Genomic DNA, 14642 nt, shown 5'->3' on the forward strand with positions numbered 1-14642 from the left:
CTCCGATCAGACGCGGCGGCCACCGGGCCTGCCGGGCTGGCCGTCCCATTCCACCACCGTGCGCAGGTCGAGTTCGACGTGGATGCCGTCGTCCGGCCAGTCCACGACGAGCCTGGTGCCGTCGACCTCGACCCGCGGATCCGCGCCGGCGTCGCCGCCCTCGCGCAGCAGCCGATGCAGCGCCACGTGCACGGTCTCGTCCGCGGCGCGCGCAGCCGTGAGGACCGGGATCGCCGAGTGCTCGCCCATCGCGTTGGACCCGCGATGGGCGACGGTGTCCGCGGCATCCCACCCGTGCAGGCCGGTGAGCACGGCGCGGTGCGCGCCGTTCGAGACCTCCGCCTGCAGCCCGTCTGCCGTGGCGCCCGGTGCCGTGGCGCCGGCCAGCGCGAAGGACCCCTCCCGGATCCGGTCGTGCGATGCCGGCGCCATCACCAGGTGCGCACGCACCTCGGTGCCGCGGTTCACGACGGATGCCGTGACGATGCAGGCTCCGACGAGCAGCTTCCCGTCGATCTGCGGATAGTGCACGGAGGCGCTCATCGGGCCGTCCGCGATCTGCCCGCGCAGCTTCACGCGCCGACTCGGCCTCCCGGCGTCGTCGAACAGCGAGACGTGTCCGTCGACGGCCTCCAGCCAGCCGTCGCCCACCTCCGGCGCGGTGTGGGTGGAGTAGGCGAACGACGCGTAGTGCGGATCGTCCGGGTCGGGGATGCCGTGCGGCTGCACCGCGAGCTCGGCATGATCCGAGCCGTGGTTCACCAGGATGACCGGAGCCTCGCCGCCGGCGGAGCTCAGCGTGATGCCGGCGTCCGCGAACGAGCGGGTGAACGCCGGCCGATCCGCCGGCGCGGCCTCCTCGGTCCACACCCGATGCCCCGCGTCGAGCGACAGCCCGAGGAATCCGATGCCGGCGAGATAGGGCGACCCGAAGCCGCTGTAGTCCTGCATGGCGGGCAGGTACTCGTCGTACCAGCCCAGGCCGAGCTGTCCGTCGGTGCCGACGCCGTGTCGCACGAAGCCGTCCAGCACCGACGTGGCGACCTCGCGGGTGTGCGCCGGCGACAGCGGGCTGACGCCCGAGATCTCCGCGCACCACAGCGGCGCGAGGGCCGCCGTGCGGTAGGTCAGCGAGCGGCCGAAGTGCAGCAGCGCCCCGTCGGATGCCACGAACGAGGGCAGCCCGTCGACGAAGGCGGCAAGACGCTCGAGGTGCCGCTGCCCCTCGAGGGTCTCCGTGCGGTCGGTCATCCGGTACCACGCCCAGAGGTAGGGATGGATGGCCCACGCGTTGTAGTAGTCGATCGCGTGCTCGGGGCCGTCGGTGTACCAGCCGTCGCCGAGGTACCAGCCCTCGACCCTGGCCACATTGCGCTCGCCGCGCAGCCCGGATGCGTCGCCGTCGACATGCCGGATGAACGCCTCGGCCATCGCCGGGAACAGCTGCCAGTTGTTCTGCCACACCTCGCGCTGCGCGTGGTGTCGCAGCCAGGCGAGCACCTGGCGCTGCTGCCGGGCATCCAGTCTCGTCCAGAACCGGTCGCCCGCGGTGTAGAGCCCGAACGCGAGGTTCGCCCCCTCCACGATCGAGTTGGTGATGCCGGTGAGCGGCGTGCGGCAGGTCACGCCCAGCGGCCAGCGCGACGGATGCGCAGGGTCCGTGCCGTCCACGATGGCCTGCGCGTAGAACTCCACCAGCGCGTCCGCGTCGGCGTCATCCGCCGCCGCGCCGGCGATGCGGGAGGACGCGAGCAGGAAGCTGCGGCCGATGGTCTCCATCGACTCGCGACGCACGCCGTCGCCGGTCACCCGGCCGGGGAGCACGACCCCGGCCGGGTCGCCCGCGCCGTGCTCGCGCACGGCGCGGAGCCACCGGTCGGCGGTCTCCGTCCAGAAGCTGCGGGCGGAAGGGCCGGCTGCGGGGTCGTGCTCGGAGGTCACTTGTCCAGCGCCTTCTCGTACTCCTTGCGGATCTTGTCTCCACCGGCCGAGCGCCAGGTCTTGATCGCTGCCTTGACGTCGTCGAGACTCTTGCGGCCCGCGATGAAGTCCTGCGCCGCGTCGCTGACCGGCTGCTTGATCGTGTTGCCCTTGGAGGCGTTGGTCGGGCTGAACAGCGTGGCCGTGGGGTCCTCGACGCCGATCGGGATCAGGTTCGAGTATGTGGCGTGGGTCTTGCGGATGATCTCCTCCTGACCCGGAAGGTACAGCACCGGGCTGGGCGCCGCGATGTACTTCCACGGAACCGTGGTGTCGCCGGCTGCGGCCGGCGTGGGAAGCGGGTTGCCCTTGTCGTCGAGCGTGTAGTCGGCACCCTCGACGCCGTAGTTGATCAGCAGGTACTCCTCGCTGCCGAACGGTGCTGCCAGCAGATTCGCGATGCCGAGCAGCTTCTTGATGGCGGCCTTGTCGTTCTTCTTGAACATCGTCGTCGCGAAGACGATGTTGTCCAGCCATGCGCTCGGCTTGCCGCCGTTCGCGGCGAACGGCAGGAACGGCGCCGAGTCCGGCACGGTGGGTCCGTAGCCGTCGGACTTGAAGAAGGCGGGCAGGCCGTCATAGATCTGCGCGACCTGGCCGTTGGTGAAGGCGTTCACCATCTGCGACTTCGTCCACGCGTCACTGCCCGGCACGATGTATCCGGCAGCCGCCGCCTTCTGCACGAACGAGATCGACTCGAGGTACTCGTCGGTCTCGAAGGAGTAGGTCAGCTTGCCGTCGTCGTCGCGCCACTGGTTCGGCACCCCGAACAATTGGTGGAACGTGCTCAGACCGAACGCCGTCGAGCCGAACGCCCAGCGGTTCGCCTTGGCGTTCGTGAGCTCCTTCATGACCGACAGGTACTCGTCGGCGTCCTTGATCTTCGAGGTGTCGGTGACACCGGCGGCGCTGAACTGCTTGGCGTTGTAGAAGCCGAGGCCTGCCGCGCCGCCGCGCGGGATCGGCAGGAAGTAGATCTTGCCGTCGCGCACCGTCTGCCGCCAGTACAGCTCCGGGATCGCGGCGAGGTTCGGGTAGTCCTTGATCGCATCGCCGGAGAGGAACGGAGTGAGGTCCTGACACTTGGCCTGCAGGAACCCGATGATGTCGGGGATCGAGGCTCCGTCGTTCAGCATCATGTCGGGGATGTCGTTTCCGGCGACGGTGGTGTTGAACTTCGTGGTGAAGTCATCGGCGGACACCGCCGTGATGTCGAGCTTGCCGCCCAGGCGCTTCTCGATCTCCTGCCAGGCCGGGTTCTTCTCACGCGCGTTCGGCGGCGGACCGAAGATGTTCGTGATCGCCGTGAACGTCTCGCCCTTCAGCGGCGGAGTCGTGACCGTGCGCACCGGGTTGGCCGGGTAGTTGAAGTACGCCGCAGGAACGCCCTCCGCGGTGCCGGCGAGGTCGGGGGTGAAGCCCTCCGCCTTGAGGAAGGTCGGCAGCTTGACCGAGTTGGAGTCCGAGACGACGAGCTCCTGCTTCGTGCCGCAGCCGGCGAGCGAGCCGACGGCAGCGACGCTCAGCAGCCCGAAGCCGGCGACTTTCAGGAACGTACGACGATCAGCAGCGATCTCGTTGATGGACATTGCAGGTCCTCTCTTGATGGGGGTGGGACGTGGGCCTTTCAGCCCTTGACGGCGCCGGTGAGGACGCCCTTGGTGAAGTACTTCTGCAGGAACGGGTAGACGAGCAGGATGGGCACCAGGCTGATGACCACCACGGCCATCTGGATGGCCTGCGTGGGCGCCGCGATCTCGCCCACCGCGCTCTGATCGAGCGACGAGCCGAGCAGCACGTACTGCCGCAGCACCATGGCCAGCGGCCACTTGTCGCTGTTGACGTAGAGCATCGCGTTGAAGAACGCGTTCCAGTACCCGACTGCGTAGAACAGGCCTACGACGGCGATCACCGCCTTCGACAGCGGCAGCATCACGTGCCAGAGGATCCGCAGATCGCCGGCGCCGTCGAGGCGGGCCGCCTCGACGAGCTCGGTGGGGATGCCCTTGAAGAACGACCGGACGATCACGAGGTTGAAGGCCGACAGTGCGGTGGGCAGGATCAGCGCGGCATAGGTGTTCAGCAGTCCCAGCTCCTTCACCACCAGGAAGGTCGGGATGATGCCCGGCGTGAAGAGCATGGTCAGCAGCGCCGTCATCAGGAAGAAGTTGCCGCCCATCACCCCCTTGCGGCTCAGCCCGTAGGCCATCATCACCGTGAGCGCGACCGACAGCGCGGTGCCCACGAGGGTGATGCCGATGCTGCGGATCAGCGCATCGGTGACGATGCCGCCGGAGAGGATCGTCTTGTACGCGTCGAGGGTCGGATGCTGCGGGAAGAGCACGAATCCGTTGTTGGCCGCGATCTCCTGCTGCGTCGACAGACTGGTGCCGATGACGGTGAGGAACGGATAGATCACCGCGATGCAGACGGCCAGAAGCACCAGTCCCTTGAGGCCCTGCATCGGAATGCTGGGCTTCTCCATCCAGACCGGGCGCCGGGCCTTCAGCCGACGCGCGCCCTTCGTTCCGAGCCGCATGACCGTGGTCGGCGCATTCATCTCAACGCTCACGGGAGTACACCCCATCCTGTCCGAACAGATGGGCGAGCTTGTTGGCGCCGAGCACCAGGAACAAGCCGACCACACCCTTCACGAGCCCGACGGCGGCCGCCGTGCCCCATTGGCCATCGACGATGCCGTGGTAGTAGACGTAGGTGTCGAGCACCTCACCGGCCTGGGCGCCGACGTTGTTGCGCTGCAGAATGATCTGCTCGAAGCCGACGGAGAGTGCCGAACCGAGATTCAGGATCAGCAGCAGCACGATGATCGGCATCATTCCGGGGATCGTGACGGCCCAGGTCCGTCGCCAGGGGCCGGCCCCGTCGATGGCGGCTGCCTCGTAGAGATCGTTGTCGATGCTCGCCAGCGCCGCGAGGAACATGATCGTGCCCCAGCCCGCGTCCTTCCAGATCGTCTGCACTGTGACCAGCAGCGGGAAGGTGTCGGGGTTGGTCATCGGGCTGATGCTCGGCAGACCGAGCGACTCGAACAGGTTCGGGATCACACCGGTGGGCCCCAGAAGCTGGGTGAAGATGGAGATGATGATGACCCAGCCCAGGAAGTGCGGCAGGTAGATCACGCTCTGCACGAACTTCTTCAGCCCGGGGGACATGATGCTGTTCAGCAGGAGCGCCAGCATGATCGGCACCGGGAAGAACAGGATCAGCTGCATGAGCGTGATCACCAGCGTGTTGCGCAGCGCGAACCAGAACGCCTGATCCGAGAACGCCGCCGCGAAGTTGTCGAGCCCGACCCAGACGCTGTCGATGAAGCCCAGGTAGGGCTGGTAGTCCTCGAAGGCGATGATGTTGCCCGGGATCGGCAGCCAGTGGAACACGACGAAATACAGGAAGCCGGGCAGGATCAGCAGGAGCATCATCCGGTCGCGACGGAACCGCGCGCCGAACGACAGCTTCCGCGCGCCGTGCCGGTCGGTCCGTCGGCGCCTTCCTGGCATGTTTGCGCGGCGGCTCGGGCTCGACCGCTTGGGGCCTGCTCGCGACGGGTGCTGATGTCACCGCATCCTCCGAACGTCTTTGGTGACGGATGGTCGATCGCTAGTAAGCGATTTCTACAGAAGGTAACCCATCGCTCTCCAAGCTGTCAACGAGAGATCCGATGTGTTGCGTCATTACCGAGAATTTCGCGCTCACGGCTGGCGCGCCGATGCAGTACCGTGATAGTAATCGCTTACTGACTTTCGATTCGACGGAGAGCACGAATGAGCTGGCACCCCCGCGTAGCCTTCGCTATGGACGTGGACGCGCACACCGCCGCCTTCCCGCCCGCGGTCCTCGCCGCACTGCGCGCGAGCGCCGACATCGTCGACCCCGCACCGCTGTCGGAGCTGGACTCCCCGCACGCGCTGCGGGTGCTCGCCGAGACCGAGGTCCTCATCACGGGGTGGGGCACGCCTCGGGTCGACACGACCATCCTCGAGAAGGCTCCGGCGCTGCGGGCGATCGTGCACGCCGCCGGCACCGTGCGCCTGTTCCTCGACCCGGCGGTCTTCGCCCGCGGCATCCGGGTGAGCAGCTGCGCGAGCGCCAACGCGATCCCCGTGGCGGAGTTCGCTCTCGCCAGCACGGTCTTCGGGCTCAAGCGCGCGAGCCGCTTCGCGGCCCAGCTGCGCGAGACGAAGGGCATCCGCGACGCGCGCAGCATGCCGCCGATCGGCACGTACCGGGTCGTGGTCGGCGTGGTCGGCGCCTCCCGCGTGGGCCGCGAGATGCTCAGGATGCTGCGCACCATCGACGCCGACGTGCTGTTGTACGACCCGTTCATCTCCGCCGTCCAGGCCGCCGAACTGGGTGGGGAGCTGGTCGACCTCGCGGATCTCTGCCGGCGTAGCGACGCCGTGACCGTGCACGCGCCGCTGACCGACGAGACCGTCGGAATGATCGGCGCCGCCGAGCTCGGGCTGATGCGGGACGGCACGGTCATCGTGAACACCGCCCGCGGCGCCCTGATCGACACGCAGGCGCTCACGCCCGAGCTCGTGTCCGGCCGTCTCGACGCCTACCTCGATGTGGTTCACCCCGAACCGCTGCCCGCCGACTCGCCGCTCTACCGCCTGCCCAACGTCGTCATCACCCCGCACATCGCGGGCGCCCTCGGCAACGAGATCGCGCGCCTCGGCGAACTCGCCGTCGCCGAGGTCGGCCGATTCGCGGCGGATGGTACGTTCGACCATGAAGTGCGCCCGGCGGACTTCGCGATCATGGCATAGCCGCCGAGGGGGATCGTGTCTTCGACTTCTGACCACGCGTCGCGCCCGGCGCTGCGGCGAGCGGCGACGATCAGCGACGTCGCCGAGCTCGCATCCGTCTCGACCGCGACGGTGTCGCGCGTGCTGAACGCCAACTACCCCGTCGCGGCGGGCACGCGCGACCGCGTGCTGCGGGCCGTCGCCAAACTCGGCTACGCCGCGAACGCGAACGCGAGAGCACTCGCCCGCTCGGACACCCGCACGATCGGCATCATCGTGCCCGAGCTCGTCGATCCGTTCTTCGGGTACATGGTCCGCGGGCTCGAGCAGGCCGCCCAGGCGTCCGGCCGGCTCGCGATCATCGCGACCACCGGTTCCCGCGCAGGACACGAGATGACGCTGATCGATCTCATGCGCGAGCGCCGTGTCGACGCCGTCATCCTCGTCAGCGGCACCCACGTCGACCTGCCGTACCAGCGTCAGCTGGTGCAGCGCGCCGAGGCCCTGGAGGCCATGGGCAGCCGGCTGGTGCTGTGCGCGCACCCGGCGCTGACGATCCCCTCGGTCACCCGATCGGTCGCGTACGACAACGAGGGCGGGGCGTTCGCCGTCACCGAGCACCTGATCGCGAACGGGCATCGGCGCATCGCGTTCATCGGCGGCGAGCGCGAGATCCCGTCGATCTCGCGTCGCCTGGACGGCTACCTGCGTGCCCTCGGCTCACGCGGGATCGAGATCGATGAGACGATCATCCGCACCGAGGGGTTCGGCCGCGCCGCAGGGCGGGCCTCGACACAGGCGCTGCTCGAGAAGGCACCGGATGCGACGGCGATCTTCGCGGTGAACGACACGATCGCGGCGGGAGTCTACGACGCGCTGCGCGATGCCGGGGTGAGCATCCCGCAGGACATGTCCGTGGTCGCCTACGACGACACTCCGCTGGCGGTGGATCTGTCTCCCAAGCTCACGACGGTGCACGTGCCGCTCGAGCAGATGGGTCGCGAGGCGCTGCGCGCCGCGCTGTCAGAGCACGACGCCTTCGCCCGCACCCCGGAGGACGACCTCATCCTGGGCACCTACCTCGTGCACCGGGAGTCGGTCGCCCCGCCTCGCGCCCGTTGATCCACGCCCGCCGATCCATGCCCGCTGATCCATGGCCGCGAGGGTTTCCCGCGGGTGGGAGCGGAGATCAGGACTGCGGTGCGGCGATCAGCGCGCGCCGCCCGCGGGGAGGCAGTGCGTGCGGATGCCGGCGCCGATGCCATCCCCAGCCAGGCCTCGCGGCTTCCCCGCGCGAGCCGGACGGCGGCCAGCGCGCACACCGCGAGCAGCAGCACATCCGCGATCAGAGTGCCGATCATCGTACCGAGCACGGCGTTGACCGCCGCTCCCACGATGACGATCACGATCGTCCAGATGGGCATTATCCGCGCCCTGATCAGACCGGCGATCACGAGCAGGATGCCGATCTGCCCGAGCATCTCGAGCACCGTCCCCACGGTGCCCACGATGCCGGAGATGTCGCTGGACATGAGTGAGGTGGCCGTCGCGAAAGCGGCGTCCCGATCCGGCAGCTGGGCCAGTTCGGCCAGGGTGAAGCCGTTCGCGTTCGAGAAGCTGAATCCGACGATCCCCAGGACCGCCAGGACCGCACCCCACGTGCCCAGCGCACCGCCGCGGCTGCGCAGTGCGTGTGCAGCGCCGGCCACGGACGCCAGCACGATCGTGAAGCCGATCGTCTCCAGCAGCGCCTCAGCGACGATCAGCCCCGGCCTGGCGGCCATCGCATCGAAGTCGGCCCGCATCGATTCCCCCGGCGCCGTGAGGTTGATGGCGACCGACAGCACGAGCAGCACCGGTCCGAGCAGCAGACCGGTGACGACGATCACTCGTCGCGCCGCATCCGTTCGTGTCCAGTTCATGGTTTCCTCCTGAGGTCCGGGATCGGAATCGCATCAGAGTATGCGCGCCGCAGCGCCGCGCGCCTCCGCCGGCGGGCCGGCGAGCATCCCTCGAACGACCAGGCCTTTCTCTGTCGCAAGACGGATGCGCGCCCGACGGCACCGCACTACCGTGGTGGCATGCCGGACCAGCAGCAGCGGTGGTGGCGGGAGCACTGGCGCCACGTGGTCTTCGACGCCGCGCCGCCGATCGTGCTGGCCGGGCTCGGCATGCTCGACGCCTACACCGGCATGTTCACCGAGCCGATCGGCACCGCCCCCGCCATCACGGCGCTGATCCCGGGTACCATCGCCTGCCTCGCGCTGCTGCTGCGGCGGTATCACCCGCTCCTCACGCTGGTGATCGTGCTCGTGGTGCTCATCGTGCCGGCGCTGATCCTGCCCACGAGCCTGACCTACTGGGACGAGTTCATGGTGTGGGTGGTCGCGCTGTACTCCTGCGGCCGGCACGTGGCCCGCCCGCTCGCGTACACGGCTCTCGTCATGAGCGCCGCCGGGATGGCCGTGCTGCCGCTCGTGTTCCCCGCCATGCGCGACCCGGGCGGGATCCTGTTCAACTCCGCGCTGCTGATCGCGGGCTTCGCGATCGGAGTGCTGGCGCGCAGCGGTGCCGGCTATCGGGACCGTCTCGTGCGCACGGCCGCTGAGCAGGCCGTCGCCGAGGAGCGCGCGAGTCAGCAGGAGCGGGCCCGCATCGCGCGGGAGCTGCACGACGTCATCTCGCACACGATCACGGTGATCGTGATGCAGGCCGGAGGCGCTCGCCTGGCATCGACGCACGATCCGGATGCCGCCGTCGCAGCGCTCGCGCGCATCGAGACCCTCGGTCAGGACTCGCTGCGCGAGCTGCGCACGATGCTGACCGTGCTCGGCGACGTGGCGGCGGGTGACCCGGAACTGACCCCGCAGCCCACGCTGGCCGACATCCCTGCGCTCTGCGACCGGATGCGGGAGCTCGGCCTGCCCGTGCGCCTGCGGCTCGCCGACGACCTTCCGCCGATCGCTGCGAGCGCCCAGCTGGCGTGCTACCGCGTCGTACAGGAGGGGCTGACGAACGCCCTGAAGCACTCCGGGCAGACCGAGACCGATGTGTCGATCGCCCGAGAGCGCCACGACACGGTGCGCGTCGAGGTGGCCAACGGCAGCGGCGATGCCCCGACGGCGCTGCACGGCAGTGGCAGAGGGCTCATCGGACTGCGCGAGCGGGTCGCCGCGCTGCGCGGCACGCTGGAGGCCGGGCCGCGACCGGACGGCGGATTCGTCGTCACCGCCGTACTGCCCCTTGCGGAGGAGATGTCATGATCTCCGTGGCGATCGTCGACGATCAGCCGCTGATCCGCGCCGGACTGCGGATGATCGTCGATTCGCAGCCGGACCTCGTCCTCGCCGGGGAAGGCGGGGACGGCGCCGAGGCCGTCGAGCTCGCCCGCGCCCACCGTCCCGAGGTGATGCTGCTGGATGTGCGGATGCCCGGAACGGACGGGATAGCGGCCGTTCCCGGCATCCTCGCCGCGAGCGGGGCGACGCGGGTGCTCATGCTGACGACGTTCGACCTCGACGAGTACGTGTACGGCGCGCTGCGCGCGGGGGCCGCCGGGTTCCTTCTCAAAGACGCAGGCCCGGAGCAGATCCTCGCCGCGATCCACGCGATCGCCGCGGGCGACGTGCTTCTCGCGCCGACGCTGACGCGGCGCCTCGTCGAGCAGTACGTGGCACGGCCGCCACGGGCATCGGCCGACGGCCCGCTCACCCCCTCACCGACCGGGAGCGAGAGGTGCTGGTCGCGATCTCCGACGGCCTGAGCAACGTCGAGATCGGCCACCGTCTGCACGTCTCGGAGGGCACCGTCAAGACGCACGTCAGCAGCATCCTCGCCAAGCTCGGGCTGCGCGATCGCGTTCAGGCCGTCATCGCGGCGTACGAGTCCGGGCTGGTCGTGCCGGGCGGCTGACTGGCGGCAGGAGGCTCCGGTCGGCTCCCGGAGAGACCACGTCCCGTCGCACTTCTCGTCGTCTCGACGAGGTCGTCGACGACAGAGAGTGCGACGGGAGCGGATCTTCACAGGTTCGCGTCGGCGTAGACGCGCAGGGCGTCGCGGACGAACGCGGCGCCTTCTGCGCCGCCGTAGTTCGCGCCGAAGCGCGGGTCGGCGACGTACATCTCGCCGAGACCGATCACGTATCCCTTGACGTCTGGGTCGGGTCCCTGAGCCTGTCGAAGGGCGGCCGGGGTGCCGGGCACCGAGGTCAGCCACTCGACGTGACGGCGGGCAAGCGCCTGCGCCTCGTCGGATGCCGGGTCGGCGCCGCTCTCGGCGGCGGCGATCCAGTCACGTCCGAGGTCCGAGACGCGCTGCTTCCAGGCATCCTGCTCGGCCGCAGTCATGCCGCGCCACCAGCGGTCGGAGTCGGCGTACGCCTTCTCGCCCCAGCGCTCTTCGACCTCTTCCTTGTACTGCGTGTGATCGAACCCGTCGAACATGTTCTCAGCCATGAGGGTTCCTCCTTCTCTCAATGCGGTGATGGTGTCTTCGACAGAGGTGATCTGCCGCGCGAGCCGGTCCTGCTCCTGCCTCAGCAGTGCGAGGTGCGTCTTGAGGGCGGATGCCTCGGCCTGGCGCTTCGACAGGCTCAGCGACCCATCGATGTTCAGCACATCGGCCACCTGCGGCAGCCCGAGTCCGAGCTCGCGCAGCAGCAGGATGCGCTGCAGCCGCACCAGGGCGGCCTCGTCGTAGTGGCGATAGCCGTTGGATGCGATGCGCGTGGGCGTCAGCAGGCCGATGTCGTCGTAGTGCCGCAGCGTTCTGCTGGTGGTGCCCGCGAGCCGGGCGATCTCCTGGATCGACCAGTCCATGGCGTCCTCCTTCCGTCGATGTCTCCACGGTAGAAGTTGACGTTGCGTCAATGTCAAGCGGTCAGTGGATGAGCGCCTTGGCGAGGATGATGACGACGCCGAACGCCGCCGTGGTCAGCGCTCCGAGCAGCCGGATGGGCCACGGCGCGCCGCGCCGCCGGAACGCGAGGTAGCCGAGCACGGCCAGCACCGCGACGCAGGTCCACAGCGCCAGCCAGATCGTGACCCTGTCGTCGATCAGGCGCCCGGCGCCCAGCAGCAGGATCAGCAGCGGGATGAACGACGACAGCAGCAGACCGAGCGACCGTCGCAGCGCGTGCCGGAACGACTCCCCCAGGCCCACGATGCGGTCGTGGTCCAGGCCGTGCCCCGCGACGGTCCCCGCGTAGAGGTGCGCCAGCCAGAACACGACGACGGTGACCAGCACGGTCGCGAAGACCTGCAGCGAGGTGGAGCCGTGAGCTCCCGAGACGGCGATCATCCCGGCCACGAGGATCACGCCGTAGACGGCCTCTTCCGTGGCGAAGCTGGCACGCAGCAGCCGCGCCGCAGGGGATTCCGGAGTCGGTCCTGGCACGCACCCAAGAATACGAGCCGAACCCGGGTTACGGTCATAGGGTGACCGCATCCGAGAGCCCTCTCCCGACGCATCCGCTCGCCCTCGCGAATGTGATCGCGCCGCCGGCGACCGTCGACGGTTTCGTCGCCGAATTCCTGCTCAACCTCGCGCAGGACCGCAGCGTCGCACTCCAGGACTCCACGACCGCTGACCGCTATCTCGCCCTGGTGCGCACGGTGCGCGGCCACCTCGCCGCGCGCAGGCTCGAGACGGAGCGCACGGCGAGGCCGGGGAAGACGATCTGCTATCTCTCCGCCGAGTACCTGCTGGGCCGGCAGCTCGACAACAGCCTGCTCGCGACCGGCCTCGCGGATGTCGCGGCCGAGGCGCTCGCCGCCTGCGGCGTCGACCTCGACGAACTGCGCGCACACGAGATCGAGCCGGGCCTCGGCAACGGCGGCCTGGGCCGGCTGGCCGCCTGCTTCGTCGACTCGATGGCCACACTCGGCGTGCCGAGCGTCGGCTACGGCATCCGCTACGAGTACGGCATCTTCCGGCAGACCTTCGAGGACGGGCAGCAGGTCGAGCATCCGGATGCCTGGATGCGCGGCGGCTCGCCCTGGGAGTTCCCCCGCCCGGAGCGGGCGCGCACGATCCGGTTCGGCGACTCCGAGACCGGCTGGGCGGTGCGCGCGGTGCCGTACGACTTCGTCGTGCCCGGATACCGCAGCGGCGCCGGCATCCTGCGGCTGTGGAGCGCGGAGGCGCTCGAGCCGCTCGACCTGCCCGCCTTCAACGCCGGCGACTACGAGCGCGCGGTGCGCGCGAAGACGTTCGCCGAGAACATCTCGAAGGTGCTCTACCCCGACGACTCCACGCCGCAGGGCACGGAGCTCCGGCTGCAGCAGCAGTACTTCTTCGCGGCGGCGTCGGTGGGCGATGTCGTGGACGACCTGCTCACCGGCGGAGGCACCCTCGAAGATCTGCCCGACCGGGCGATCTTCCAGCTCAACGACACCCATCCCGTGATCGCCGTGCCCGAGCTGATGCGGCTGCTCGTCGACGAGCACGGCACGGACTGGGACGACGCATGGGCGATCGCGCAGCGCTGCTTCGCCTACACCTGCCACACCCTGCTTCCCGAGGCGCTCGAGGTGTGGCCCGTCGACCTGCTGGGACGGCTGCTGCCCCGGCACCTCGAGATCGTCTACCGGATCAACGAGGAGTTCCTGGCCGCCGTGCGCGAGCACCTCGGCGAGGAGCGCGTCGCCGCGATGTCGATCATCGCGGAGGGGCCGGTGCGATCGGTGCGCATGGCGCATCTCGCCACCGTCGCCGGGGCCAAGGTCAACGGCGTCGCCGAGCTGCACTCGCAGCTGCTGCGCGAGAGCGTGCTGCCCGACTTCGCGGAGTTCTTCCCGCGGAAGTTCACGAACGTCACCAACGGCGTGACGCCGCGCCGGTTCCTGCGGCTGGCGAATCCCGCCCTGTCGGCGCTGATCACCGAGGCGATCGGCGACGACTGGGTCACCGACCTGGAGCGACTGCGCGAACTCGAGCCGTTCGCCGAGGATGCCGACTTCCGCACCGCGTTCGCGCAGGTGAAGGCCGGGAACAAGCGGAGCGTCGACGCCGTGCTGCGGGCGCGCGACGGCGCCGGCGTCGACGAGGACCATCTGCTCGACGTGATGGTCAAGCGGCTGCACGAGTACAAGAGACAGCTCCTGAAGGTGCTGCACCTCGTGGACGCCTACGAGGGCGTGCTGTCGGGCCGCGTCGCGGCATCCGCTCTGCAGCCGCGCACTGTGCTGTTCGGCGCGAAGGCGGCGCCGGGATATGCGATGGCGAAGCGCATCATCCACCTGATCAATGCGGTCGCCGCAGCGGTGAACGCGGACGAGCGGCTCGAGGGTCGGCTGCGCGTGCTGTTCCCCGCGAACTACGACGTCACGCTGGCCGAGAGCGTGATCCCCGCCGCCGACCTGTCCGAGCAGATCTCGCAGGCCGGCAAGGAGGCCTCCGGCACCGGCAACATGAAGCTCGCGCTGAACGGCGCGCTGACGATCGGCACCGACGACGGCGCGAACGTCGAGATCCGCGAACGTGTCGGCGACGAGAACTTCTTCCTGTTCGGCCTGACCGAGCCCGAGGTGGCGGCGCTCGCGCCCGTCTACCGGCCGGGCGAGGCCGTGGATGCCGGGGCGCAGCGCGCCCTCGACCTCATCTCCTCCGGGGTGTTCTCGGGCGGCGACCGAGCCGCCTTCGAGCCGATCGTGTCGAACCTGCTCACCGAGGACCGGTACATGGTGCTCGCCGACTACCGCGCCTACGCCGATGCGCAGGACCGCGTGGAGGCCGCATACGCGGACCAGGACGCCTGGACGCGCTCCGCCATCCTGAACGTCGCGCGCAGCGGCTTCTTCTCCTCCGACCGCGCCATTCGCGACTACCAGGAGCGCATCTGGGCCTGAGGCCGTTCGGTCCTTGAGCGAGCGAAGCGAGACGAAACGCTCCAAG

Annotated in this window: 13 protein-coding genes; 6 read left to right on the forward strand and 7 right to left on the reverse strand. The window is 69.3% G+C overall.

The features are described 5' to 3' along the window. Positions 1-6: 6 nt before the first annotated feature. The 4 genes from L2X99_RS12245 to L2X99_RS12260 are packed head-to-tail and all read right to left on the reverse strand — an operon-like array spanning position 7 to position 5420. Entirely contained in the window at positions 7-1941 is a 1935-nt protein-coding gene (locus L2X99_RS12245; RefSeq protein ID WP_236135178.1) for a DUF2264 domain-containing protein, read from the reverse strand. Beyond that, positions 1938-3569: an extracellular solute-binding protein gene (locus tag L2X99_RS12250; RefSeq protein WP_236126491.1), complete on the reverse strand. Its 1632-nt coding sequence runs from the start codon at positions 3567-3569 to the stop codon at positions 1938-1940. Before L2X99_RS12250 ends, L2X99_RS12245 begins: the two co-directional genes overlap by 4 nt. Positions 3570-3607: 38 nt before the next feature. Beyond that, positions 3608-4552, reverse strand: coding sequence for a carbohydrate ABC transporter permease (locus tag L2X99_RS12255; protein ID WP_236135179.1), 945 nt, complete (start codon positions 4550-4552; stop codon positions 3608-3610). Further along, positions 4542-5420, reverse strand: coding sequence for an ABC transporter permease (locus L2X99_RS12260; RefSeq protein ID WP_236135180.1), 879 nt, complete (start codon positions 5418-5420; stop codon positions 4542-4544). Before L2X99_RS12260 ends, L2X99_RS12255 begins: the two co-directional genes overlap by 11 nt. 372 nt (positions 5421-5792) lie before the next feature. Between L2X99_RS12260 and L2X99_RS12265 the strand changes: the two genes are divergently transcribed. Together L2X99_RS12265 and L2X99_RS12270 are read left to right on the forward strand one after the other, a co-directional pair. Continuing rightward, positions 5793-6770 carry a hydroxyacid dehydrogenase gene (locus L2X99_RS12265; protein WP_236126489.1) on the forward strand — a complete coding sequence of 326 codons (978 nt, stop codon included), beginning with the start codon at positions 5793-5795 and terminating at the stop codon, positions 6768-6770. 15 nt (positions 6771-6785) lie between these two features. Continuing rightward, the gene (locus L2X99_RS12270) at positions 6786-7871 is read left to right on the forward strand and encodes a LacI family DNA-binding transcriptional regulator (protein ID WP_236126488.1); all 1086 of its coding nucleotides are present in this window, start codon (positions 6786-6788) and stop codon (positions 7869-7871) included. On the opposite strand, the gene L2X99_RS12275 is transcribed toward L2X99_RS12270, so the two are convergent. Beyond that, positions 7826-8671 (reverse strand): hypothetical protein, encoded by an 846-nt coding sequence (locus L2X99_RS12275; RefSeq protein ID WP_236135181.1) that lies wholly within the window; start codon positions 8669-8671, stop codon positions 7826-7828. The genes L2X99_RS12270 and L2X99_RS12275 overlap by 46 nt on opposite strands. Before the next feature lie 159 nt (positions 8672-8830). On the opposite strand from L2X99_RS12275, the gene L2X99_RS12280 reads away from it, so the two are divergent. Genes L2X99_RS12280 through L2X99_RS18655 form a run of 3 tightly spaced genes read left to right on the forward strand, consistent with a single transcriptional unit; the run spans position 8831 to position 10661 of the window. Beyond that, entirely contained in the window at positions 8831-10012 is a 1182-nt protein-coding gene (locus tag L2X99_RS12280; RefSeq protein ID WP_236126486.1) for a sensor histidine kinase, read from the forward strand. Continuing rightward, entirely contained in the window at positions 10009-10512 is a 504-nt protein-coding gene (locus L2X99_RS12285; RefSeq protein WP_442923445.1) for a response regulator, read from the forward strand. Before L2X99_RS12280 ends, L2X99_RS12285 begins: the two co-directional genes overlap by 4 nt. After that, positions 10485-10661: a response regulator transcription factor gene (locus L2X99_RS18655; RefSeq protein WP_442923446.1), complete on the forward strand. Its 177-nt coding sequence runs from the start codon at positions 10485-10487 to the stop codon at positions 10659-10661. Before L2X99_RS12285 ends, L2X99_RS18655 begins: the two co-directional genes overlap by 28 nt. Positions 10662-10768: 107 nt before the next feature. Here L2X99_RS18655 and L2X99_RS12290 read toward each other — a convergent pair whose 3' ends face one another. Continuing rightward, positions 10769-11566, reverse strand: coding sequence for a MerR family transcriptional regulator (locus L2X99_RS12290; protein WP_236135182.1), 798 nt, complete (start codon positions 11564-11566; stop codon positions 10769-10771). Between the two features lie 61 nt (positions 11567-11627). Continuing rightward, positions 11628-12143 carry a hypothetical protein gene (locus L2X99_RS12295; protein WP_236126485.1) on the reverse strand — a complete coding sequence of 172 codons (516 nt, stop codon included), beginning with the start codon at positions 12141-12143 and terminating at the stop codon, positions 11628-11630. A gap of 41 nt (positions 12144-12184) precedes the next feature. Between L2X99_RS12295 and L2X99_RS12300 the strand changes: the two genes are divergently transcribed. Then, the gene (locus L2X99_RS12300; protein WP_236135183.1) at positions 12185-14596 is read left to right on the forward strand and encodes a glycogen/starch/alpha-glucan phosphorylase; all 2412 of its coding nucleotides are present in this window, start codon (positions 12185-12187) and stop codon (positions 14594-14596) included. Positions 14597-14642: the final 46 nt, after the last annotated feature.

The organism is Microbacterium sp. KUDC0406, assembly GCF_021582875.1.
Lineage (GTDB): Bacteria > Actinomycetota > Actinomycetes > Actinomycetales > Microbacteriaceae > Microbacterium.